22 protein-coding genes are annotated in these 23858 nt (G+C 25.6%); 8 read left to right on the top strand and 14 right to left on the bottom strand.

The features are described from left to right. Positions 1–2 precede the first annotated feature (2 nt). Complete coding sequence (locus ACRDDY_RS11835; RefSeq protein ID WP_438565151.1) at positions 3–413, bottom strand: Fur family transcriptional regulator; 411 nt, start codon at positions 411–413, stop codon at positions 3–5. Between the two features lie 275 nt (positions 414–688). On the opposite strand from ACRDDY_RS11835, the gene ACRDDY_RS11830 reads away from it, so the two are divergent. Further along, positions 689–1906 carry a 6-phosphofructokinase gene (locus tag ACRDDY_RS11830; RefSeq protein ID WP_438565150.1) on the top strand — a complete coding sequence of 406 codons (1218 nt, stop codon included), beginning with the start codon at positions 689–691 and terminating at the stop codon, positions 1904–1906. A gap of 25 nt (positions 1907–1931) precedes the next feature. Here ACRDDY_RS11830 and ACRDDY_RS11825 read toward each other — a convergent pair whose 3' ends face one another. Continuing rightward, entirely contained in the window at positions 1932–3224 is a 1293-nt protein-coding gene (locus ACRDDY_RS11825; protein ID WP_438565149.1) for an aminotransferase class V-fold PLP-dependent enzyme, read from the bottom strand. Between the two features lie 135 nt (positions 3225–3359). Between ACRDDY_RS11825 and ACRDDY_RS11820 the strand changes: the two genes are divergently transcribed. Together ACRDDY_RS11820 and ACRDDY_RS11815 are read left to right on the top strand one after the other, a co-directional pair. Then, positions 3360–4019 (top strand): hypothetical protein, encoded by a 660-nt coding sequence (locus ACRDDY_RS11820; protein WP_438565148.1) that lies wholly within the window; start codon positions 3360–3362, stop codon positions 4017–4019. After that, the gene (locus ACRDDY_RS11815) at positions 4009–4626 is read left to right on the top strand and encodes a DUF4397 domain-containing protein (RefSeq protein ID WP_438565147.1); all 618 of its coding nucleotides are present in this window, start codon (positions 4009–4011) and stop codon (positions 4624–4626) included. The genes ACRDDY_RS11820 and ACRDDY_RS11815 overlap by 11 nt, the downstream gene beginning before the upstream one ends. A 123-nt stretch (positions 4627–4749) precedes the next feature. Here ACRDDY_RS11815 and ACRDDY_RS11810 read toward each other — a convergent pair whose 3' ends face one another. Then, entirely contained in the window at positions 4750–5349 is a 600-nt protein-coding gene (locus ACRDDY_RS11810; protein WP_438565146.1) for a TetR/AcrR family transcriptional regulator, read from the bottom strand. A 141-nt stretch (positions 5350–5490) separates the two neighbouring features. Between ACRDDY_RS11810 and abc-f the strand changes: the two genes are divergently transcribed. After that, a complete protein-coding gene (gene abc-f / locus ACRDDY_RS11805) occupies positions 5491–7425 on the top strand; it encodes a ribosomal protection-like ABC-F family protein (RefSeq protein WP_438565145.1) in 1935 nt (644 codons plus the stop codon). A gap of 38 nt (positions 7426–7463) precedes the next feature. Here abc-f and ACRDDY_RS11800 read toward each other — a convergent pair whose 3' ends face one another. The 4 genes from ACRDDY_RS11800 to ACRDDY_RS11785 form a co-directional block, all read right to left on the bottom strand. Continuing rightward, positions 7464–7916, bottom strand: coding sequence for a dUTP diphosphatase (locus tag ACRDDY_RS11800; RefSeq protein WP_438565144.1), 453 nt, complete (start codon positions 7914–7916; stop codon positions 7464–7466). A gap of 94 nt (positions 7917–8010) precedes the next feature. Then, positions 8011–8337, bottom strand: coding sequence for a SpaA isopeptide-forming pilin-related protein (locus ACRDDY_RS11795; RefSeq protein WP_438565143.1), 327 nt, complete (start codon positions 8335–8337; stop codon positions 8011–8013). Between the two features lie 66 nt (positions 8338–8403). After that, positions 8404–13593, bottom strand: a complete 5190-nt coding sequence (locus ACRDDY_RS11790) for a diguanylate cyclase (RefSeq protein ID WP_438565142.1) — start codon at positions 13591–13593, stop codon at positions 8404–8406. Positions 13594–13612: 19 nt separating this feature from the next. Continuing rightward, the gene (locus ACRDDY_RS11785; RefSeq protein WP_438565141.1) at positions 13613–15196 is read right to left on the bottom strand and encodes a putative bifunctional diguanylate cyclase/phosphodiesterase; all 1584 of its coding nucleotides are present in this window, start codon (positions 15194–15196) and stop codon (positions 13613–13615) included. 161 nt (positions 15197–15357) lie between these two features. Between ACRDDY_RS11785 and ACRDDY_RS11780 the strand changes: the two genes are divergently transcribed. Then, positions 15358–16056: a polysaccharide deacetylase family protein gene (locus ACRDDY_RS11780; protein ID WP_438565140.1), complete on the top strand. Its 699-nt coding sequence runs from the start codon at positions 15358–15360 to the stop codon at positions 16054–16056. A gap of 249 nt (positions 16057–16305) precedes the next feature. On the opposite strand, the gene ACRDDY_RS11775 is transcribed toward ACRDDY_RS11780, so the two are convergent. Further along, positions 16306–16485 carry a DUF4250 domain-containing protein gene (locus tag ACRDDY_RS11775; protein ID WP_438565139.1) on the bottom strand — a complete coding sequence of 60 codons (180 nt, stop codon included), beginning with the start codon at positions 16483–16485 and terminating at the stop codon, positions 16306–16308. A 41-nt stretch (positions 16486–16526) separates the two neighbouring features. Further along, positions 16527–17861, bottom strand: coding sequence for an MATE family efflux transporter (locus ACRDDY_RS11770; RefSeq protein ID WP_438565138.1), 1335 nt, complete (start codon positions 17859–17861; stop codon positions 16527–16529). A gap of 80 nt (positions 17862–17941) precedes the next feature. Here ACRDDY_RS11770 and ACRDDY_RS11765 point away from each other — a divergent pair, with 80 nt between their 5' ends. After that, positions 17942–18817 (top strand): Cof-type HAD-IIB family hydrolase, encoded by an 876-nt coding sequence (locus ACRDDY_RS11765; RefSeq protein ID WP_438565137.1) that lies wholly within the window; start codon positions 17942–17944, stop codon positions 18815–18817. 42 nt (positions 18818–18859) lie between these two features. Here ACRDDY_RS11765 and ACRDDY_RS11760 read toward each other — a convergent pair whose 3' ends face one another. Continuing rightward, positions 18860–19756, bottom strand: coding sequence for a tRNA 2-thiocytidine biosynthesis TtcA family protein (locus tag ACRDDY_RS11760; protein WP_438565136.1), 897 nt, complete (start codon positions 19754–19756; stop codon positions 18860–18862). Positions 19757–19950: 194 nt separating this feature from the next. On the opposite strand from ACRDDY_RS11760, the gene ACRDDY_RS11755 reads away from it, so the two are divergent. After that, the gene (locus ACRDDY_RS11755) at positions 19951–20160 is read left to right on the top strand and encodes a hypothetical protein (protein WP_438565135.1); all 210 of its coding nucleotides are present in this window, start codon (positions 19951–19953) and stop codon (positions 20158–20160) included. A gap of 38 nt (positions 20161–20198) precedes the next feature. Here the strand turns inward: ACRDDY_RS11755 and ACRDDY_RS11750 are convergent, their stop codons facing one another. Both ACRDDY_RS11750 and ACRDDY_RS11745 read right to left on the bottom strand, forming a co-directional pair. After that, complete coding sequence (locus ACRDDY_RS11750; RefSeq protein ID WP_438565134.1) at positions 20199–20759, bottom strand: DUF3867 family protein; 561 nt, start codon at positions 20757–20759, stop codon at positions 20199–20201. 104 nt (positions 20760–20863) lie between these two features. Further along, a complete protein-coding gene (locus ACRDDY_RS11745) occupies positions 20864–21406 on the bottom strand; it encodes a hypothetical protein (protein WP_438565133.1) in 543 nt (180 codons plus the stop codon). Positions 21407–21563: 157 nt separating this feature from the next. Between ACRDDY_RS11745 and ACRDDY_RS11740 the strand changes: the two genes are divergently transcribed. Further along, on the top strand, positions 21564–21785 hold the full coding sequence (locus tag ACRDDY_RS11740) for a hypothetical protein (protein WP_438565132.1): 222 nt from the start codon (positions 21564–21566) through the stop codon (positions 21783–21785). Positions 21786–21832: 47 nt separating this feature from the next. On the opposite strand, the gene ACRDDY_RS11735 is transcribed toward ACRDDY_RS11740, so the two are convergent. Next, on the bottom strand, positions 21833–22567 hold the full coding sequence (locus ACRDDY_RS11735) for a sirohydrochlorin cobaltochelatase (RefSeq protein WP_438565131.1): 735 nt from the start codon (positions 22565–22567) through the stop codon (positions 21833–21835). Continuing rightward, complete coding sequence (hemL, locus tag ACRDDY_RS11730) at positions 22567–23853, bottom strand: glutamate-1-semialdehyde 2,1-aminomutase (protein WP_438565130.1); 1287 nt, start codon at positions 23851–23853, stop codon at positions 22567–22569. The genes ACRDDY_RS11735 and hemL overlap by 1 nt, the downstream gene beginning before the upstream one ends. Positions 23854–23858 lie beyond the last annotated feature (5 nt).

Genomic DNA, 23858 nt, shown 5'->3' with positions numbered 1-23858 from the left:
TCCTATTTTTTGCAGTTATCACAAACTCCTTTCATTTTCAAACTATGTTCTGTTAATGTAAACCCAGTTTTCTCTTTTACTATTTCTTCTATTTGTTTTAGTGGACATGGAACTTCTACCTCTTTATGACAAACATCACACTCTAATATATGTTTATGTGTTTTTCTATGTAATTTATAAACCCACACTCCTGTCTCTAAAATAAATCTATCTAATATATTTTTTTCTAAAAATATATCTAATGTTCTATATACCGTACTTAGATTTACATTTTGACCTCTTCCTTTTAAAATATTGAAAATCTCTTCTGCACTAATACTTTTTTCTTTATCTAAAGAAAAAATTTCTAATATTTCACTTCTTCCTTTAGTTATCTTTAAGTTATTAACTTTCAAAATATTATTAATATCCATAAGCTTCTCCACTTCTTCACTCTACTTTACTTAATTAAAATATTACCACTTTTCTGTAATTTTTTAAATAGCTTCTTTAATTAATACAATAAAATATAATTATTTTTTTATTTACTTAATATTTAATAAGATACACTCTTTATTTTATTTTTTACATTTTTTTCTCTTTTACTCTTTTCATTCCATTAATAATAGTGTATATTATTAAATAGAGTACATCATATATCAAATAGAGTACTTTATATTATTAATTATGTTCACTAAAGGAGATTATTATGTCAAATTGTATTATCGCTCAATCTGGAGGTCCAACTTCAGTTATAAATTCAAGTGTTGTAGGTTTAATAAAAGCAAATGAGGAACTTAAGCTTTTCAATAACGTTTATGGTGGCTTAAATGGTATTGAAGGAATTTTAAATAAGAATATTGTAAATCTTTCAGATCTTTCAGATGAAGATTTAAAATTATTTCAATATACACCATCATCGGGGCTTGGTTCTTGTAGATATAAATTAAAAAATATAGAAGATTGTTCTAATGAATATGAAAAATTAATCTTAATTTTAAGAGAATTAGATATAACAACATTTTTCTATGTAGGTGGAAATGATTCAATGGATACTGTATCTAAACTATCTAAGTATAGTATGGAACATAACCTTAATATCAATTTTATTGGAATCCCTAAAACTATAGACAATGATTTAATGCATACAGATCATACACCTGGTTTTGGGAGTGCAGCTAAATTTATATGTACAACAGCTTTAGAATGCTATTTAGACTCTTCTGTATATACTAATAATGGTATATTTATACTTGAAACTATGGGGCGCGATACAGGATGGCTTGCAGCATCAGCTACACTTGCTAGAATAGACAACAAGCCTATTGCTGACTTTATATATGTACCAGAAGTTACTTTCGATAAATTAAATTTCCTTCAAGATGTTAGACGTAAATTTAAGGAAAATAATAAAGTATTTATTGTTGTTTCTGAAGGAATTAAGGATTCTACTGGAAGATTTATATCTGAATTAAATGTTTCCTCTGACGATTCTTTTGGACATGCTCAACTTGGCGGTGCATCTGAAATTTTAAGACATATAATTTTAGACTCTGGTATTACAAAAAGAGTAAAGGCTTTACAACTTGGTATACTTCAACGTTGTGCTATGCACTCTGCTGCAAAAATTGATATAGAAGAAGCTTATTTAGCTGGTTATGAAGCTTTAAAATATGCTAAAGATAATCTTAATGGAGTTATGGTTTCAATAGAAAGAACCTCTAATATTCCTTATAAGACAAAATTCTCTCCAGTTAATGCGTCAAAAATCGCCAATAACGTTAAATATCTTCCAAGTTCGTGGGTAACTTCTGATGGAAATAATTTAACTGAAGAAGCTTATCATTACTTTAAGCCTCTAATAGGAAATTCACCAGATTTAATCTTTGAAAATCATCTGCCTAAATTCAAGGCATTTACAGTATAAAAAAAGCGAAGTATTTTCTTCGCTTTTATTTTTTCTTAGATATCTCTTCTAATCCTTCTAGTAAAATATCTACTTCTTCTTTTGTGTTATATGGTCCTAAACTTATTCTAAGCATTCCAGGCATTTTTTCATTCTCATCATATAAAAACTTACAAACCTCTTCTTCACTTAAACTCATAAGTCTCCTACAATAAGGATGTGCACAAAACCATCCATGTCTTGCTGCTATTGCTCTTGTACTCGATAAAAACTTTGCAAGGTCCATATGATATATACCATCTAAATTAAAAACACATATTCCAAGTTTATCTCTTGTATTTATAGTATCACCATATATTTTTATATTTTTAAAATTACTTAAAGAGTGATTTAAATATTTAAATAATTCTTTTTCATGACTTAAAAGCCTATCATATCCAATTCTATCAATTTCCTTTAATGCTGCTACTAAAGAAACTACACCAAAATAATTAGGTGTTCCTGCTTCATTTCTTTCTGGTGTATCTAAATATTTAATCTCCCAATCCTTAACAAGCTCTACTATTCCACCACCTTGTTTATCAGGACAACTTCTATTAAAATCATCTTTTGGTCCTATAACTACTCCACTTCCAAAAGGTGCATAAATTTTATGCCCTGAAAAAACTAAATAATCTATATAATCATCTTCTTCAAAACCCTTCATATCTATTTTCATATGAGGAACTAACTGTGCCCCATCTACTACTATTTTTCCGCCAGCCCTATGAACAAGCTTTGCAATCTTATGAATATCATTTACATATCCAGTCACATTTGATGCACCTGTTACAGTTAAAAATTTAAATTTCCCATTATATTTTTCTAATTTTTTATTTAAAGAATTATAATCCAGTCTTCCTAAGTTATCTACCTCTATATAATCTACTAATGCATTTTTTCTCCATGGTAAATCATTAGAGTGATGTTCCATTCTTGTACTTAAAACTATCCCGCTCTCACATAATAGTGTATTTGCTATTCTATTTATTCCATCTGTAGTATTATTCACAAAAATAGCTGTATAATCATTTTTATTTGGTACATTAAAGAATGTTAATATATAGTCCCTGCATTTCTCATAGTTCTCCGTTGAAATAGCTTGTTTTTGTCCTGTTCCTCTTCCTATGGAACCATAACTTTCTATTAATTCTGTAACTACATTCATTACATTTTTTAAAGGAGGTGTTGTCGCAGCATTATCAAAATTTATAGCAGTCTTATATTCTAAATTTGGTAAAAGTATTTTACTTTCTATTCCTAGAAATTCTTCTCTTAATGTATTTCCCTTTTTATCCATCTGTATCCCCTCCACTAATATAATATTCACCCATATACTTTTTGTTCTAAAAACTCCATTTTTAGAATATTATAAAAGTAACAATAGTATACTCTTTTCATATATCTATACTATAGTATGTTTTGGAGGTAAATTATGTATCCAGATTTAAAATTTATGAATTCATCTAATGATAATATAGTATTTTTTCCTTTAGAAAATATTAGTATTAATAATGGTTTCTTTACTCCTGAAGAATTTATTGAAGAATTTAGAACTTCAGCAACTTCTGTTAATCCATTAAAATTTGATTTTAGAGAAACTTTAATAAATTCTAATATAGACAATAAAGAAGAAGAACTTAAAGAATTAATTAGCTATTATGAGTCCGACTCTAATGTTTTACGATCTAATCTTAAGTCATATAACGACAATTCTAATCACAGTTTTGAAAGTTCTACTAATATACCTTTATCTAGTGATATTTTACGTGAATTAGATTTAAATATTGATGAAGAAATCTTAGAACTTGATAAAGAATTTGAAGAAAACTATACTTTAGAATCACGATATCCAAACAAATGTAACCCTAATATAATATTTAATAATATTATCCAATATAAGCCTAGAATTATGAGTATATTTAATGCTTATAAAGTTCCTATGCCTGTTGCTAAACAGCTTATGATGCAAATTATAAATAGTACGATAAAGCAATGTAATACTAATCAATCTAATACTATTTTCCCAAAACCAGGACAAAATATTCCAATATTTTATAAGCCAAAAGAAATGAGTGATTTGAATGATGTTTGATAGATTAAACACACTACCTAAGCTTAATACATTAATCCGTATTCTACATGCTTCTCCTGATATGGGAGAAATCAATATTTTTGCAAATGGTAAGCTTCTAATTAGTCATCTTAAATTTAGTATGGCAACTAATTACTTAACACTTCAACCTGGATCTTATAATATAGAAATTTTTAAAGTTTCCAATAATAATAAACCAATTTTTTCATATAAACTTGAAGCCATTCCAACTATGATGAAAACTCTTTGTATAACTTCTCAAAATGGCTCAATTCATTTAGCAGATTTAAAGGATAATTTTAAATCCATTAGTTCTGATACAAGCAACTTAAGATTTATAAATTTATCCCCTAATTCTCACTTACTTAATTTAAGCCTTTGGCAAAATAAAACTCTCTTTAAAAATGTAGAGTTTTTAGAAAACACATCTTATTCCCCTTTAACGCCAAAGACTTATACTTTCTTTTTATCTAGTACATCTTTTAATGGACTAAAAAAAAGAATTCCTAAAATTTCTCTTTATAAAAATGAGAGTTATACACTTTATATTATTGGACTATTAAACGGAAAACCAAGTCTTGGATATATTCTTCTTAAAGATAGATAGCTTTTTAAATTTAGAATTTAAAATTAAAAATTTCGAACTTCAAAAAATAGTAGCTTCAATTATCTTGAATGCTACTATTTTTTAAATTTATATTTAATATATCTATAGTCCTCTTCTATAAGCTTAATCGTCATGCCTAACAATTCCTCTTATACTCTTAAAAAGTATGGGTTTTATTTCATCTATATCACATGGTTTTTTTAAAATTATTGCATTATAAGCTACACTTCCTACAAGTTCTACAATCATATAAATTATAAGTTTACCTTCCTCTTCTGTGTATCCTCTAGTCTTCAGCTTCTCTATAAATATCTCTAAAATTTTCCTTATTCCATCTTCTTCCTCACCATCTTCTACTTCTTTGTATAATCCATCTCCAAAATTCTTTTTTATAACTTTTAGCATTATTTGATTTTCTTTAAAATATTCTATTACATAGTTTGTGAAAAAAAGAATAGCTTCCTCAAATTTTTCTATCTTTTGTTCTCTTGTTTTTTCTAAGGCTTCTTTTGCAAGTCCATGACTTTTCTTTAAAACAATTTTATTTAATAAATCATATTTATCTTTAAAATAAAGATAAAAAGTTCCTTTTGCAACTCCTGCTTTTTTTGCTATTTGGTCAACTGTTGTATTTTCAAATCCAATTTCTATAAAGAGCTCATAAGCTGCATTATGAATATTTTTTTCTTTTTCTCTTTTATTTTTACTAACTAAACTTCCCATAAACTCTCCTCTTCTTTTCTATCATTACCTTTTATTTTAACATTACTTTTTTAAATTTCAAAGATTAATTATGTAAAATTGATATAGCTTAGCTTACATAGTATAATATATATATTATTGTATAAAGGAAGGTAGCTATACATGATAGTTTTAAGTTGTAAAAATATAAAAAAAAGTTATGGAATAGATGAAGTTTTAAAAGATGTTAACTTTAGCATTAATGAAGGAGATAAAGTTGGACTTATAGGACCTAATGGTGAAGGTAAGTCAACTCTTTTTAAAATCTTAGCTAAAGAACTTTCTTATGATGATGGTGAAATATTTTTAGATAAGAAAAAGACACTTGGTTATCTTTCACAGCATTTAGATTTAAGCTCTGCTACTACTGTCTATAAAGAAGCTGAATCAGTGTTTAGTGAACTTTTAAATATAGAAGCACGTCTTAAAGATTTAGAAACTAAAATGAACGAACCTTATGATGCTAGTCAAAAAGCATATCATGATGATTTAATAAAAAAGTATACAACTCTTCAAGATTTATATTCTCATAAAGGTGGATATACTTATAAAGGTGAAATCCATCGTATCTTAAAAGGTCTTGGATTTTTAGATGGAGATTTTGATACTCCCGCTTCCTCTTTAAGTGGTGGTCAGAAGACACGTCTTTCTTTATGTAAGCTTTTATTACAATCTCCTGATGTAATTCTTTTAGATGAACCTACTAACCATTTAGATTTAGAAGCTATTGAATGGCTTGAAGAATTTTTAAAATCTTATAAAGGAACACTCCTTGTAATTTCACATGATAGATTCTTCTTAGATACTGTCACTAATAGAACATTTCAAGTTATAAATGGGCATGTTAATTGCTATAATGCACCATATACTAAATCATTAGAATTACAGAAAAAAGATTATGAAAATAAGCTAAAAGCTTTTAATCTTCAACAAGCTGAAATCAAAAGACAAGAAGCAATAATTGAAAAGTTTAGATCTTTTAATAGAGAAAAAAGTGTTAGAAAAGCTGAAAGTCGTGAAAAAGCTCTTGAGAAAATACAGCGTTTAGATGCCCCTGATAAAGATAGAGGTCCATCTAAAATAAATTTTGAATCATCTACAAGTAGTGGTTATGATGTACTTCATATTGAAAATCTTTCAAAATCCTTTGATGATTTAAAATTATTTCAAAATGTATCTTTTGATTTAAAACGTGGAGAAAAACTTGCTTTAATTGGAGCTAATGGTCGTGGAAAAACCACTCTTTTAAAAATGATTATGGGACAGATTAAGCAAGATAAAGGTCTTATAAAACTTGGTGCTAATGTTGAAATTGGATACTATGACCAAGAGCAATCAGATTTAGATCTTAATAAAACTATTTTAGATGAAATTTGGGATTCATTTCCTCATTTAACAACAACTAAAATAAGAACTCTTCTTGGTTCATTTCTTTTTACTGGAGATGATGTTTTTAAGGAAATAAAAACTTTAAGTGGTGGTGAGCGTTGTAGAATTAATCTTCTAAAACTTATGCTATCTAAAGCTAACTTCTTGCTTTTAGATGAGCCTACTAACCATTTAGATATTATTTCTCGTGAAGCTTTAGAAAATGCTATTTTAGAGTATGATGGAAGTATGCTTATAATCTCCCATGATAGATATTTCTTAAATAAGATAATAACTAAGATTATTGAACTTGAAGAAGATGGAGTAAAAGAATATTTAGGTGATTACAGCTACTATATTCAAAAGAAGGAAAAACCAACAAGATTCCAAACTGTAGAAACTCCTGAAAATGAAACTACTAAAACAAAAGCAAAGGCTGAAGAAAAGAAAGTAAAGCTTGCTCAAAAAGAAATTAGAGTAAAAAAACTTCGTTTTAGAGAAATTGAAGGAGAAATTTCAGATACAGAAAAGCTTTTAGAAAAGCTTAATAATGACCTTTGTTTAGAAGAAGTTTATTCAAACCCTGAAAAAGCTCTTAAAGTGAATGAAGATATAAAAACTACCTCACAAAAAATTGAATCTCTTTATGAAGAATGGGAAGAATTAAGTGAACTTTTAAGTGAACTTTAAAAAAATGCAAAGCCTAAAATAAAAGGCTTTGCATTTTTTTATTTACTTCCTGTTGAACCAAATCCACCTCTATCTTCATTTCCAAAGCTTTCTACTTCTTCAAATTGAATTGTTGGCATTACTTCCATTATTCTAAACTGTGCTACTTTATCACCCTTATTTATTTTTGTTATCTTTTCTCCCGCTTCTAACTCTTTTCCTTGAAGAAGATATACTGGCATATGCCACTGGTCATTATCTCCTATATATGTATCATCTACTATACCAATACCATTTGTTTGAATTATTCCCCATGTTTTAAAAGTCGAACTTCTTGGTGCTAAATGTCCTTCCCAGTTCTTAGGTAATTCTAATGCAAATCCTAGGGGAATCATATATCTTTCGCCCTCTTTTAAAATCATATCTTTATTAGCATATACATCAATCCAATTTCCTTTTGATATTTTCTCTAATTTTTTTGCATTTTCAAAATATTTAATTCTTAATTTCATATAATCATCCTTCTTTCTTTAAATAAATCTACCATTTTATAGTATTATAAAATGGTAGATTTCATTTATAAATATCTTTTAAAACTTTGTATATTTATTTTTTTCTATTTATTATGCTAATAGTACTCTCTTTATTATAATTTGAAATATTCACTTCATTCCATGGTTTATATACAGGTTTTTCATAGACTTCTTTATTTACTATTTCAATAACTCTATAATTTCCTTGCGCTAAGTTATCAAAAACAACTTTTCCATCAGGCCCTGTTATCTTTGACACTTCAAGTTGTGGTGATACTCCATTTATCCTATATAAATTTACTTTTGTATTCCCCATTCTTTCTATATTATTTGTTTCTAAAAATACATCTACTATTATTTTACCTAAATTATTTTTTAATGTCCATGTTTCATTATTCACAAATTCCCCTCCTAAGTCAACCTCTTACTCATAGGATATGTCTTACTCCTGATTTTTGGGAATATTTTAAAATAAAATTGATAAAATATTTCCTAACGTATTTATATAGCTATAATCTTTAAAATCAAATTCTTTTTTCTTTATTGGTACCGATAAATACAAACATCCTGTAACTTTTTCTTTATTAACTAATGGAACAATACATATAGAATTCAATTTAACTATAGAATTTAGTTCTTTCCTTGCTTCTTCTAAATCTATATCATATATTCCCTTCTCTAGCTTAACTACTTCTTCTATGAGCTTTTTATTGAATGGGAGTTTAACTTTCCATCCTTCTTTTTCCTCTGTGATACCCATTTCATACTTTATAATTCCTTTATCTACTTTAAATACTAAACAATTCCTACTATTTGTATTTTTTAGTATCCTTCTTAATATTTTATATAATTTAAACTCTTTTCTCATATCACTTTTAATTACATCTATCATTTCTACTAAAGATGAAATTCTCTCATAATCAATTGATGAAGTTCCTGTAATTATTCCGGCAAGCTTATCAGTACTTTCTGTTCTACCATCAAATTTTTCACTCCAAATTTTCACTACATTTTTTGTTTCTCTTTTTGCAGCATACAATGCTTGATCTGCTTTTTGTATTAATTCTTCCTTTTTTTTAGAATGTTTTGGATAAGTAGACACTCCAAGACTTACTGTTACATCACGTCTACCTCTTAATATATTTTCTTCTTGAATTTTTTTTCTAATATTTTCGGCTTTTCTAAAACTAGCATCTTCATCATCGCTTGGACAAATTATTACAAATTCTTCTCCACCATATCTTGAAAAAATATCTTTTTTCTCAATAGTATCTTTAACTATCTCTGCTATTTTTTCAAGAACTATATCTCCAGTTTGATGACCAAACTTATCATTTATTCCTTTAAAGTTATCAATATCAAAAATAATAAGAGAAAATATTTTTTCTTCATAGTTAAAATCTCTTATAATATTATCCATTGTTTTTTCAAAATATCCTCTATTAAAAGCACCTGTTAATTTATCTCTTGTAGATGTTATAGTAATTTTATATTGATCTAATAAAAATAATAAGGTTGTTTCAAACTCTTTTATACTTTCATAAGCTTCTTCATTTATATTATTTATAAGCTTATCTGACATAAGTATAAGTTCTCCTTCAATATTTTTATAGAAAGCTCCTTCTCCATATTTTCTTTTTAATTTTTTATAGAGACATGATTTTATATTATTTGGTATAATTTCATCATAAATTTCATTACTACTTATATCTTCATTACTTATTATAAAAAATTCAACATTAATCTTTCTATCTAATATTCTTTTACTCGCATCTTTTTTATCTATTCTATAAGTATATATAACTTCTCTTTTATCATCATTTTTTAATGTCAATATAGCTGATGTTGCAATAGTTGTCCTTATTATATATTTCATCATACTTTCTATATTATGAATTACATCTTCTTTAAAATTTTTCAATACTATCTCTATATTTTCAAAATTATTTAAATATATTTTTTCATATTTTCCCATAATAACTTTTTTAAACTTCTTATTCTTTATCATCTTACTTACTTTCATTTGCTCTAAAAAGTTTTCTATTTCTAAATCTGTTTTTATAAATGTATTTATTTCTAATCCCATTTTAAGTTTTTCATTTGCACAATATAAAAAATGTTCTAAGAACATATAAAAGCTATTACTTCCTAAAATTTTTCTTCTATCTTCAAGTCTTTCTTTTTTTATATAATTTGAAAGAAGTATTAATCCTTCATAATAATTTTCAAACGCCAAATTATATACTCTATTTTTCTCGTAGTTTTCAGCTATTAAATAATATATATCTATTTTTTCCATACCTTCTTTTGTATTCGTTAATAGTCTTATACTTCTACTTATTAAATAATTTGTAGAGTTTCCTTTAAATCTATTTATTAATTTTAAATAGATTTTCTCTTCAATAGTTGCAAGATTTATTTCCTTCTCTAATTTACTAAATATTTCCTCAGAAAGGTTTTTATATCCCAATTTATCTAATATAATTACAACTTCAAACATTTTATTATTATAATTTTTCTCATTTGAATTTTTTAAAAATCTTTCAATAGTATTTACTTGTTCTATTACCTCTTTTTTAGTTTTTAATGCACTTAATAATAATATATTTAATTCAAAACTAAAATGAATACTATTTCTCAATATAATGTACTCTTTAAAATCTATCTTATTTATTTGTTCTTTAAAATTCTCATAATCACCTAGTGCATAATAATATAATGCATAAATTATAGTATTATCCCTCTTTTTATTTAAATCTATCAGTATATTTTTATATTTAATTATCTCACTTATATCTCTTTCTATTACAGATATATATATTAAATATTCATATAAAATCTCTCGATATCTTTTTAAATTTTTATTCCCTTTTATTAACTCAATTCCATTTAATAAATATTTTTTTGCCTTTTCTCTTTTATTAATATATAAATTTAAATTAGAAAGTTCCACTAATGTATAATATTTTACTGTGTCCATCTTATTTTTTATACTATCTTTTAATATTTTTCTTAATATCCTATCTCCAATTTCTAAATTCTTATCTCTCTCTATTAAAAGTTTCGCCCTATTTACTAATGTCTCATAATACTTTTTCCCATCAATACTTTTTTTAAAAACTTTCTCGCAATATGAAACATACTTTTCTGCCATCTCATAATTTCTATCATCAATAGCATAATTAAATAACAATAAATATATATCACCTATAGTCCCTATATAATTATATTTTTTACAAATTATATATGCTTTATTAGAAAACTCTATTGCCTCTTCCTTATTTCCAATATATTTTAAATAAATAGCTTTTATTAAGAAGTATTTTACATATCCAAGTTTATAGTCTATATTCAATAAATTAAGTTTTGCTATATTCATGTGTTTAAAGGCTTCTTCATAGTTCTCTTGCTCTATATTTATTTTAGCTATATTTAAAGAACTTTCTATTATATATGAATAATTACTTAGTTTTACTGATTTTTCTTTTGCCATTTTATAAAACTTAATGGCTTCTATATATACCTCCATCCTCTCATATATATTTCCAACTTCATATGCTATATATAACTTTTCTCCCTCACTTAAATACTCAAAAATTCTTTTATAAAGATTTATTGCTTCTTCAAACCTACCCTCTTCAACTAATTTTTGACTATATTTTTTAGAATAACTTATCATTTTATCATATTCTTCAGCCATTTCTAAATGATAAATTAACTCCCCATAATTCTCATTTAGAATTTTATGATTCTTTTCTAATAACTGAATAAATTTTAAATGTCCTGCTATTTTTTGTTTTTTATTCACTCTTTTATAAATAATTTTTTTATAAAAATATTCTTTAAAATCAATATTTATTCCCTTATCATCATAACTTTCTGCTATAACATTTTGACTTTTTAAATTATTATAAGCTTCTTTCTCTTTTTCTGTTATAATTATATTTTCTAAAAATACCGCTTCTTTGATAGAGTAATTATATATTGCTAGCTTTTTTAAAACTGAACTTTCAAAAAAATCTAATCCTTCAATTTTTTCTATATATTTCTCTTCTAAATATGAAATTGAATTAAAATGTAAATCTATCTTTCTATATTTCCATCTTCCATTTTTAGCTATGCTTAAACTCCTATATTTATACATATCAAAAATCTTCTTCATTATTAATTCTGGATTACCTATTGTATCTTTATAAACCACTTCTACTATTTCATTTATTTCATTTTTTGCTTTTAATATTTTTTCAACCATTTTTCTTGTATAATATTTATTTAACATACTTATTTTATATTCTGTTACACTTTTATTGAATATTATATTATTATAGTATTCTTTAAATTCATCAGTTTCAATACTTCTATCTACTGTAATTAAAATCATAATATTCGATACATCCTTGCTACATTCTAAAAATTGCTTTAAAAATAATTTTGTTATATAATTTCTTTTTTCTAAATCATCTATTATCAAGACCAATGGTCTTATCCTAGTATGTTCTTCAAATAATTTAATACCTGTATTTATTATTTTATAGCATTCTTTAAAATCATCCATTGATGATTGATTGTATCCCTTACTTAATCTTTTAGAAAATTCATCCATAAATTTTATAAATTCTTTTCTAAAACTTCTAGTATAATTAAATTCTTTAGCACATCTATTTGATTCAATTATTACCTCTTTATCTTTTTTAGAAATTGAAAATATTGATGTATTATACTTATACTCCAATCTTTTTTTTATCTCTTCTAATATCTTCGTTTTACCAACACCTACACTACCATCAAAAACTATAACTTTATAATTTGTATTTCCAATAATAATATTTTTGTATTGATCTAGTACATTAGAAATCTCAAGTTCCCTTCCTACTATATCAATTTTAGACTCTATCCTATCAACTGACTCTTTTATAAATTTTTTATATCTAGCAAAAAATTTATTATTAAAACAATCAATTAACTCCCCAATATCTGATTTACTATTTTTAATTTCTTTTTGTAAATCTACTAATATTCTTAATTTAAAATCTTTCCTTATATTAAATATTTCCTTTAATACTTTATAAAGTTCTTCTATATTTGTTTCTTTACTAGAGTCAATTTCTCTATTACTAATTTCTGTAGTCATATTATACTTATTAAATCCATTTTCTAGCTTTCCAATCTTATCTAAAATAATACTAGGCAATTTCACTCTATAGTCTCCATCAGTAAAGCAAACATTTATTTTATCTAAGCTTAAATCTGAATAAATAAATCCATTTAAATTTAATGTATTTAATTTACACATTAAATCAAATAAAATTTCAAATACATTTTCTTCACTAACCTCTAAAATATACTCTAATAATTTTTTTTCAACCTTATAGCTTTCACTTATAAATCCATATTGCATCTTTTCTAAATTTATACCATCTATCTCTTTTACTGTAAGTAAACTCTCTAAATTATATATTCCTTCAAAATTAAAGTTCTTTAGACTTTGAAAATTATTACATAAATATGTCTTTATCTCTTCTGTTATGGTATCATTATTAAAAATTAAAACTCTACATTTTTTCTTGAATATCATATCAAAAACTTCATATTCTAAAATACCATTATAAGTTTTTAACTTTTTACATACCTCATATCGTTTATTTATAACCCTCATATTCTCACCTTGCATACTTTTAAATTAATATCTTTCCCTCTTTTTCTCTTTTAATCACTTCTACAACTTCATTAAATTCTAGTGGCTTTGAAAAATAATATCCTTGAATTATATCACATCTATTATTTTTTAGAAATTCGAATTGTTTTCTTTCTTCTACCCCTTCTGCAACAACTAAAAAATTAAACCTATGGGATAATTCAATTATAGTTTCTATAATGTATTCACTCTTTTTATCTTTATCTATATAATCAATAAAACTCTTATCTATTTTTAATATATCAATTGGAAGAACTCTTAAATAATTTAAAGATGAATATCCTGTCCCAAAATCATCTAATGCTATTGTTACACCAATATTTTTTAATTGCTTTAAAATACTTATATTTCTTTCAGTACTCTCCATAATAATACTTTCTGTAATTTCAATTTCAATATTTTTAGAATTCACTTTTCTTTTTTCTATCTCTCTCTTTATAAAGTTTACTATTTCTGGATCTTTTAATTGAACTTCTGATAAATTTATTGCTACTTTAAAATCTCTATCCATATGATTTGTAAGCTCTTCACACATTTTTATAGCATCCTTTATTATATATTTACCAATTTGAATTATCTGACCTGTACTTTCAGCCACTCTTATAAATTCCATTGGTGATACAAACCCTAAATGTTCACTTTTCCATCTTACTAAATATTCAAATCCTATTATCTTCTCTTCTTCTGATAAATATTTTGGCTGAAGAACACCATATAATTCTCCATTTATCATAGCTTTTCTTAAACCTTCTTTTATATCTAATTCCCTATTTATCTTCTTTAAAATTTCATCATTAAAAAACTCATATCTATTTTTTCCACATTCTTTAGCTGTATACATCGCTAAATCTGCACTTTTCATTAAACTCTCTAAATCAACTCCATCTTTTCCAAATATAGAAACGCCAATACTAACACTACAATAAATATCTCTTTCATCTATCCTAAAACTTGTATTACATTTTCTTATAATAGATTTTAAAGTATCCTCTAAACTTTCAAATGATTCTATATTATCAACTACTATTACAAATTCATCTCCACCAAATCTTGCAATAAAGCAATCATCTGTTATAAATCCTTCTAATTTTCTACTAATATTCTCCAGTAATTTATCTCCAATTTCATGCCCATAAGTATCATTTATATACTTAAAATTATCTAAATCTATAAATATAATTGCTAAATTTCTATAATGTATCTTAACATCTTCTATAATTTTCTCTACCTTTTCCTTAAACATTCTTTTATTAGGAATTCCTGTTATTTCATCATAATAATTTATAAAATTTATTCTCTTTAAAATTTCTTCTTTATTATATAAATTATTTTCTTCTTTACCTTTTTCTAATGTAACTGCCTCTAATATTTCTATAATCATATCTTGTTTTTCTTTTTCTAAATTTTTATTTGTTAGATTTTCTTTTCCCATTAAATTTAGTAAAATTACTATACTCACTACTAATATTAATAAACAATATATTATATAATTATCAAAAAATCTACCACTTAAGCCTGTTACTACACATCCTCCAATTAACCCTATAATATTTCCATTTTTCATATTTTCCCTCATTCCCCATATTTTGTACCTTCCCACTTTAATTTTACCATAATTATCCTTAAGTAAAAATAGAATTATCCTTTTCTTAAATTTACTTTTATACATATTTTTATATTTTTTGCCTAAACTAAATTTAAATATTACTTATTGGAGGTTTGCTTATGAAAAATATATTTAAATTCTCTTTTCTTGCTTTCCTTTTTACTTTTTGCATCTTAAACTTTTTTACTAAAATAAGTTATAGTGATGAAGAAAAAATTATTTATCTAACCTTTGATGATGGTCCCTCTTCAGGTCCTTGTACTGAAACTTTAGATATTTTAAAATCTGAAAATGTTAAAGGAACTTTTTTTGTTTTAGGAAGTGAAATTAAAGGAAATGAAGAAATTTTAAAAAGAATCTCTAACGAAGGACATTCTATTGGTCTTCATAGTATGACTCATGATAGAAATAAATTATATTCTAATGATGAAAATTTTTTAAAAGAAATGCTTACACTTCAAACTTTAATAAAAGAGGTTACTGGTATTGAGTCAACTGTTTTAAGATTTCCCTTTGGTGCTAATAACAATACATATTCTCTAAAAAAATCTTTAGTTACCCTTCTTCATAAAAATAATCTTAAAATATATGATTGGACTCTTGATTCAAAAGATGGTGAATTCTTTAACTCTCCACCAAGTATATTTATAAAAGCTTCAAAATCTAAAGATAACAATATAACTTTACTCATGCATTGTGGATCAGTAAATAAGAATTCTCCAAAGGCACTTTCTGAAATTATTAAATATTATAAAGAAAATGGATATACCTTTAAAGTTATAGACCAAACTACTCCAGAGATCTATCATTTTAAGTAAAAGAAAAACCTTAGAAAGCCAATTACTTTCTAAGGTTTTTTATGTTTTAAGAATCTAACTTTTAGTTTTCTTCTTCGTTAACTTCTTCTTTTCTTTTTTTATCAGTTACAAGGCTTGCTACAAGTGCTGCACCTGCTGCTACAAGTACGCTAAGTCTTAGTGCTTTTTTAAGCTTCATATTTCTCTTCCTCCTTTTTCTCTTTAAATATATTATACCTTATCTTTATTTGTTTTTCTAAATTTTTAGATTTATCTAAAGGTATTTTTATCTTCTAAGTAATGGAATCCACCACTTTTAAGTTTTTCTATTAATTCATTTCTGTTTATATCCATATCTTCTACTAAATTATCCAAGGTACTATAATTATCCCTTAATTTTAAATTTATGATGCTATACAGGATGTTTACATCCATATTTTTTATATCCATAAAATTGTATCTCCTTTTTATTATTACCCTATCTACCTTTATTATATCATCTTTTTTAAATTTCTTCTTTCATTTAAAATAAAGTAAAAAGAAATTAATAAAGTTATAACTTCTACAATAGGAGTAGTTAACCAAACTCCATTTAAGTTAAATAATCTTGATAAAATTTCTAAAAATATAACTATTAAAATTATTCCTCTTAGTAAAGAAACCATCGTTGCTTTTCTTGATTTTTCTATGGATTGAAGTAATCCTACATTTAGAATATTAAGTCCCATAGGAATTAATGCTATAAAATAAATTTGTATTCCTGTTATTGCCATTTTTAATAATTCTTCATTTCCTGATGAAAATATTTCTACTATTACTTTAGGTGCAAACTCCCCAAATAAAAAGAAAATCCCCCCAACTATTAACGATATTCTTAATCCTTCTTTATAGGCTTTTATCACTCTACCATGCTCATTCCCCCCATAATTCATACTAACTATTGGTTGTATTCCTTGAGCTATTCCATTAAATATAGCAACTATTATTAATGTAAAGTTTGCTATTATACTATAAGCTGAAATTGCTATATCTCCACCTATAACTTTTAACTTTAAATTAAATAAAATTATGACAAGCCCTGCTGAAAGCTCTAATATAAAGCTAGACATTCCATTATTTAAAATTCTTTTTGTATATCTAAACTTTAAATATTCAAATGAAAATTTAATTTTATTTTTCTTAAATATAAAATGAGTTAAAAGTATACTAATTCCAACAAATTGTGCAAATGTTGTTGCAATAGCAGCACCTCTCATTCCCAGTCCAAGTGGAAAAATTAAAAGATAATCTAAAATAATATTAGTTAAATTTGAACCAATAATAGCCCACATTGAAATTTTAGGATTGCCATCATTTCTTATAAATACATTTAGTGTTGTTGACATTATAAATAGGATTCCACCAAATAAAATAATTTCTAAATACTCTTTAACATATACCTTTATTATTCCTGTTGCTCCAAGTATATCTATTATTCCGTTTAAAAATACTAATGTAACTACACTAAAAATAATACTAAAAATTACTGTAAGTACTATAGATAAAGTAAATACTTCATTTACTTTATTATAATCTTTCTTCCCAAGGCTTATAGAAACTAAAGTCGCACCTCCAATACCTGTTAATAAAGAAAAGCCTGTAAATATACTTAAAAAAGGTATTGCAATATTTAATGCTGCAAGTCCATTTTCTCCTATTCCTCTTCCTATAAACATAGTATCTAAAAAAATACAACAAGATAGCCCAAGCATTCCAAGAACACTTGGAACCATATATCTAATAATTAGCTTATGTATATTCTCTACTAATAAATCATTAGTCTTCAAAAAACCCCCTCCTTCCTTTTTAATTTACACATTTCTCTTTAAATGATATAATTACCATATTATGTTTAAAGAGGTGTTTTATGAGATTAATTGCAATTGATTTAGATGGTACTTTATTAAATTCTAATCACAAAATAAGTGATTTAGATATACAAGCTATACAAAAAGCTCAAGAACTTGGAGTAGAGGTAGTTATTTCTACTGGTAGAACTTTTTCTTCAGCTATAGAAATTTTAAAAAGTCACAATCTAACTGTTTCTTATGTAATAACCTGTAATGGTTCTATCATAAATGATTTTAATGGAAATATATTAAATTCTTTTCCAGTTTGTAAAAAATCTTTAGAAAAAGCTATAAGTTTCCTTTATTATAACAATTATTATTTTAGCTTAGCTACAAAAACTTCTAGATTATCATTAAAAAATTCAAAAAATCTTTTAATGTCAGATTTTTATGTTTCAAAAGGGAAAGGTACTCATATACCTGAAGAAACTTTAGATCGATTAATAGAACTTTTTTATGATGAAGCTGGACCTGGATTTACTATTTTAAATTCACTTCAAGATATTTTAGATTATACTGAAGATATCTTTGGAGTTTGTGCCGTATCATTTAATAATGATAAATTAGAATTTGGTTTAAATGCTCTTTGTGAAGTAGAAAATCTTTCACTTTTTAAATCTGCACCAAATAACTTTGAGCTAATAAACAATAACTGTTCTAAGGGACATGCTGTTGCTCTTTTAGCAAAAAAATTAGATATTTCAATGGAAGAAACTATGGCTATTGGTGATAATGAAAATGATTTAACCATGCTTAAAACTGTTTTCTTTGGTGTTGCTATGGGAAATGCTAAAGATAAAATTAAAGAATCAGCAAAATTTATTACTTTAGATAATAACTCCTCTGGAGTTTCTCATGCTATTTCTGAAGGACTAGCTTTGAAAATAAATTAAGGTTAAATAAAAGGACTGCTAAAAATAGTAGTCCTTTTAAGCTTACTTAGAATTTTCTTCTATAGTTAATGTTTTCTCTCCATCGTAGAACTCTTGGAATATATGCTTTTCATTTGATTTTTCAAAACCTAATATAGCATCTAAGCTTACATTTTCAGCTGCCTTAAATATAGATTTATCTACACCATCAAACTTTTCTTTAAGTTCTTTAATTAAATCTTTTATTTCATATCTTTTATTACCAATCTTCTCAGCTGCAACCATACATGCACAGTTAAGTGGCCATATTCCACTGTAATTTATAAACCTTTTAATATGCTCTTCTTCTATAAAGTACATTGGTCTTATAAGTTCCATGTTTTCAAAGTTATTTGCTCTAAGCTTTGGCATCATAGTCTTAAAGTTACCTGCATATAAAACATTTAGAAGAGTTGTTTCTATAACATCATTATAATGATGTCCTAATGCAATTTTATTACACCCAAGCTCTTGAGCCTTTGCATAAAGAGAACCTCTTCTCATTCTTGCACAAAGATAACATGGATATTCTCTAGACTTCTCATCAATTACATTAAATATTCCTGATTCATATATGTACACTGGTATATCTAAGTGTTTACAGTTTTCCTCTAAAAGCTTTCTTATATGTGGGTGATACCCTGGGTCCATTGCTATAAATTCTAATTCAAACTTTACTTGACCATGCTTTTGTAATTCTTGCATAAGCTTTGCAAGTAATAAGGAATCTTTTCCACCTGATATAGCAACTCCAATCTTATCCCCTTCATTAACTAAATTATATTGTTTAACAGCCTTAACAAACTTTGACCAAATTTGCTTTCTGTATCTTTTTACTATACTTCTTTCAATTTCCTCTATGCTTTTCTTTTCTTCTTCAGGAATAATTCTCTCGCACCCTTTTCCTGCTATACTGCTCATAATTTTTTGCACCTCTTCTTTAAAATTTTCTTTTTATATTATACCATATTTTTAACTTTAACATAATAAGAGTTATACAATTCAAATTTTAAATATCTTATAATAAAGTATTCTAAAACTCTTTACTTGTATACTTTTTTCATTTATAATAATCACGTGGAAATTATTTACATTTATAAAGGAGGTATTCTATTATGAGCGCAGGTTTAACACTTTCAACTAAAAGTATTTACTCACACAATGGTAAAAAATATAATATAGTAAAAACTTTATCAACTCCAGACCTTGATTTTATACTTGTTAAATGTATTGAAGACGGTGAAGAATTAAAAGTAACAGCAGGACAGTTTAGAGACACTTTTAAATTAGAACAATATATACGTGGAAAGACATTTTTCTTATAACTAAAATAAGGGATGCATTTAAAAATGCATCCCTTATTTTAGTATTCATAGGTTTTGGTATTACTACAAATGTTTATATTTATTTTTTTATCTCCTAAAACCTTCTTATAAGAACATAAGAACTCATTTAGTTCATTATCTGTTAAGTCTATTTCTTTCTCACTTACTAATGTTACATTTTCTTTTTCTAAGCTTATAGAAACTTCATTTATATCATTTTTAATTTTATATTCTTCTATCATTTTCTTTTCTATTTTTTTATTATATTTTTCTTCAAAGCTTAATTTTTTTCTTGTATCTTCATATGTTTCACTTAAGTCTTTCTTTTCAAATCCCATCATATTCATTGAGTTTTCAAGTCCACTTAAATCAAAACCATATCTTCCCATCATTTTTTTTTGAATTTCAAATAATTTAGCTTCTGAGATATTATTTTCAGCCATATATTTATTTATTTCTTGTGCATATTCAGCCATATTCATTGAACCTGACTGTGTTTTATAAAATAAATCAAACATATATCCTTCAAATTTATCTACATCATCTTCTCTTACTTTATTTTTTATTTCTCCAAAATCTATTACTTTTCCATCATCCATATCTAAGACCTCCTTAAAGCTTTTTTCTATACCTTTATTATATATTAATCTAGTTATAAAAAAAAGGCTACATAGTATTTTCTATTATGTAGTCTTTGTAAAATTTACTTTTTCTTCTTTCTACTTGATGTTACTTTTGTTTCTATTTTTCTTCCTACATTTAAATCTAATTTATTTATTTTTCTTGCAAGATTAAATTGACCATACATTCCAAGTAATAAAGCTGGTATTGCTAACCCTCCAATACTTGGTATTAATATACATAATACTGATACAGATCCTGCTGCAATAAATATAAAGTTAATAGAATATTTATCACATACTTTATAGTACATATACATTGTATATCCCACGTAAATAAGTGCTGATACTATTCCTAAAATTTGTGAAAATCCATTTATAGGTCTAGCAAAAAGCATAACTCCAAGTAATGCTATTAAAAAGAATTGACTCCCTTTACCAAGTCTTATAAGCTGATAAAAATTCCCTACAGGAATCCATCCAAGCCATGCTTTGTCTAATCCTTCTTTCTTAGAAACTCTAAATATTGCAAGTCCTGTAAATACATAATTTATAACTCCAAATAATATTGAAACCCCTAAAATAGTTAATATCATTCTTTGAATTTCTGGTGTTAATTCTGGCATATTATAAAAATCCCCTCTCCTTTTACTATATGTATATGTTACCATAAACTAACTCTTTTGTCTTTAACTTTTTGAACTTTTGTAGAATAATGTAAACATTTCATACACAAATTAAGTTTAGTAAAATATTTTACAATTCTTTTAGGAGGTAATTTTTATGAAAAAGAAATCTTATTGTAATTGTCACTGCACAGAATCTATTATTAAAAGCGATAATATGATTCACCCTGTTCCTTTATCAGATTTAAAATCTTGTAATTGTAAAAACAATAATCTAAAAAAGGATAAAGATGGTTCTTTTATAGATTATAATAATACAACATTTTCTAATAAAGGACCTGTAGCTTATGGCGAAGAGGCTGACTCTGACGATTTATAAATTTAATTAGCCATTTGAATAATAAAAAAATTCCTTTAAAGACTTCTTTAAAGGAATTTTCTTAACTTTTCTATTATGAAATTTTTAAACTCTTCATCCATAAGAAGTCCTGTATTTACATCTATAACTTCTATACCTTCATCTAAAAACCTCTTTTTAAAACTATCTCCATTTACTGCATAAATATCTTTCTTAAAATGATATCCACTTGTAAGAAGAAGAGGCTTAAATTTAACTTTAATTATATTTTCATTTTTTAAATTTTTTATTATATCTATTGCTTCATCTTTTTTATTTAAACTTAAAAATCTAAAATTTTTATAACTTTCATTAAGAACAGCTTTAAAATCCTCACTTATATAATCAAAAATATCATCTTCTCTTCCATGAGATATTAAAATTGTAGTTTCATCACTTTTTAAACAATTATCTATAAAGTCATTCTTATATTCTAAAATAGGATTAGTTTTTATTATTTCTTTAAAATCTAACTTATATTTATCTATAATTAAATCTATTTTCTTATTTTCTTTTCCATCTGATAATATAAGTTTTACTAATACTATTTTTTCATATCCCTTATTCTTTATTTCTTTTATTCTGTCTTCTACACTTTTTATTCTTGAATCCTTTAGCTTCTTTATTATTCTTTCAGATGTAAATCCTATAAAAACATCTACCTTAAACTCTTCTTCAAGATTTTTTATGAAGGGATAAAAAATCCCCTCATATCCTTCTATTGTAGAAGTTCCAAAAGCAGAAATTAAAATACATTGTTTCATTATGCATTTTCCTTTATACAGAATTCTTCATATGCTTTTAAGAATTTTTCTATGTGCTCTTCATTATGAAGTGTTGATAAGAATAAAGCTTCAAATTGTGATGGTGGAATATTAAATCCATTTTCTATCATATGAATAAAATATCTTTTAAATCTATCTATATCACATTTTTTAACTTTTCCATAAGTATCTACTACTTCTTCATCTGTAAAGAATATTGTCATCATAGCACCAACTCTATTAGCCGCTACATTTATATTATATTTTTTAGATATTTCTAAAACTCCATTTATAAGCATTTCTCCAACTTTGTCCATATGCTCATAATATACTTCTTTGTTTTCTTTTAATTTATTTAATGTAGCAAGACCAGCTTGAACTACAATAGGATTTCCTGACATTGTTCCTGCTTGGTATACTCCACCAAGAGGTGCTAAGTTTTTCATAATATCAGCTCTTCCTCCATAAACACCACAAGGAAGACCTCCACCTATTATTTTTGCATAAGTTACTAAGTCTGGCTTTTCTTTAAAGTACTTAGATGCTCCTAAATAGCTTGCTCTAAACCCACTCATAACCTCATCAAATATAAGAAGTGAACCATTCTTTGTACATTCTTCTCTTAAAGTTTTCATAAAGCTATCCTTAGCTTTTATTACTCCCATATTTCCTGCAACTGGCTCTATAATAACACAAGCTATTTCATTTCCATATTTCTTAAATATCTCTTTTATATTTTCTTCATCATTATATTTTGCAATAATAGTGTCATGTACTATATTTTCAGGTACCCCAAGAGAACCTGCTATCCCATCTGTAAGTACTCCTGAACCAGCTTCAATTAAAAATCCATCAAAATGTCCATGATAGCAGCCTGCAAATTTTACTATTCTATCTCTCTTTGTAAATCCTCTAGCAAGCTTTACAGCACTCATAGTAGCTTCTGTTCCTGAGTTTACCATTCTTATCATTTCTAAAGCATCTATTTCTGTACATAAAAATTCAGCCATATCTAGTTCACCTTTTGTTGGTGCTCCAAAGGCTATCATATCTTTTGCTGTATCTCCTATTGCTTTTACTACATCCTTATCAGAATGACCAAGTATCATAGGTCCCCATGCTAAAACAAAATCTATATATTCTTTATTATTTTCATCTTTTATAATAACTCCTGAACCTGACTTTATAACTTTTGGAGTAATTCCAACTCCATTAAAAGATCTTACAGGACTATTTACTCCACCTGGCATAACTTTTTTAGACTTTTCAAATATCTCTTTGTTCATAAATC

The sequence above is a fragment of the Clostridium sp. genome (assembly GCF_051656525.1).
Taxonomy (GTDB): Bacteria; Bacillota; Clostridia; order Clostridiales; family Clostridiaceae; genus Clostridium.
This window is presented reverse-complemented; position numbering and strand designations above follow the sequence as displayed.

What these genes read in the sequence shown, in the direction of transcription:
- ACRDDY_RS11835 (WP_438565151.1), bottom strand. Translation starts at nt 413, where the DNA reads ATGGATATTAATAATATTTTGAAAGTTAATAACTTAAAGATAACTAAA.
- ACRDDY_RS11830 (WP_438565150.1), top strand. Translation starts at nt 689, where the DNA reads ATGTCAAATTGTATTATCGCTCAATCTGGAGGTCCAACTTCAGTTATA.
- ACRDDY_RS11825 (WP_438565149.1), bottom strand. Translation starts at nt 3,224, where the DNA reads ATGGATAAAAAGGGAAATACATTAAGAGAAGAATTTCTAGGAATAGAA.
- ACRDDY_RS11820 (WP_438565148.1), top strand. Translation starts at nt 3,360, where the DNA reads ATGTATCCAGATTTAAAATTTATGAATTCATCTAATGATAATATAGTA.
- ACRDDY_RS11815 (WP_438565147.1), top strand. Translation starts at nt 4,009, where the DNA reads ATGATGTTTGATAGATTAAACACACTACCTAAGCTTAATACATTAATC.
- ACRDDY_RS11810 (WP_438565146.1), bottom strand. Translation starts at nt 5,349, where the DNA reads ATGGGAAGTTTAGTTAGTAAAAATAAAAGAGAAAAAGAAAAAAATATT.
- abc-f (WP_438565145.1), top strand. Translation starts at nt 5,491, where the DNA reads ATGATAGTTTTAAGTTGTAAAAATATAAAAAAAAGTTATGGAATAGAT.
- ACRDDY_RS11800 (WP_438565144.1), bottom strand. Translation starts at nt 7,916, where the DNA reads ATGAAATTAAGAATTAAATATTTTGAAAATGCAAAAAAATTAGAGAAA.
- ACRDDY_RS11790 (WP_438565142.1), bottom strand. Translation starts at nt 13,593, where the DNA reads ATGAGGGTTATAAATAAACGATATGAGGTATGTAAAAAGTTAAAAACT.
- ACRDDY_RS11785 (WP_438565141.1), bottom strand. Translation starts at nt 15,196, where the DNA reads ATGAAAAATGGAAATATTATAGGGTTAATTGGAGGATGTGTAGTAACA.
- ACRDDY_RS11780 (WP_438565140.1), top strand. Translation starts at nt 15,358, where the DNA reads ATGAAAAATATATTTAAATTCTCTTTTCTTGCTTTCCTTTTTACTTTT.
- ACRDDY_RS11775 (WP_438565139.1), bottom strand. Translation starts at nt 16,485, where the DNA reads ATGGATATAAAAAATATGGATGTAAACATCCTGTATAGCATCATAAAT.
- ACRDDY_RS11765 (WP_438565137.1), top strand. Translation starts at nt 17,942, where the DNA reads ATGAGATTAATTGCAATTGATTTAGATGGTACTTTATTAAATTCTAAT.
- ACRDDY_RS11760 (WP_438565136.1), bottom strand. Translation starts at nt 19,756, where the DNA reads ATGAGCAGTATAGCAGGAAAAGGGTGCGAGAGAATTATTCCTGAAGAA.
- ACRDDY_RS11755 (WP_438565135.1), top strand. Translation starts at nt 19,951, where the DNA reads ATGAGCGCAGGTTTAACACTTTCAACTAAAAGTATTTACTCACACAAT.
- ACRDDY_RS11750 (WP_438565134.1), bottom strand. Translation starts at nt 20,759, where the DNA reads ATGGATGATGGAAAAGTAATAGATTTTGGAGAAATAAAAAATAAAGTA.
- ACRDDY_RS11745 (WP_438565133.1), bottom strand. Translation starts at nt 21,406, where the DNA reads ATGCCAGAATTAACACCAGAAATTCAAAGAATGATATTAACTATTTTA.
- ACRDDY_RS11740 (WP_438565132.1), top strand. Translation starts at nt 21,564, where the DNA reads ATGAAAAAGAAATCTTATTGTAATTGTCACTGCACAGAATCTATTATT.
- ACRDDY_RS11735 (WP_438565131.1), bottom strand. Translation starts at nt 22,567, where the DNA reads ATGAAACAATGTATTTTAATTTCTGCTTTTGGAACTTCTACAATAGAA.
- hemL (WP_438565130.1), bottom strand. Translation starts at nt 23,853, where the DNA reads ATGAACAAAGAGATATTTGAAAAGTCTAAAAAAGTTATGCCAGGTGGA.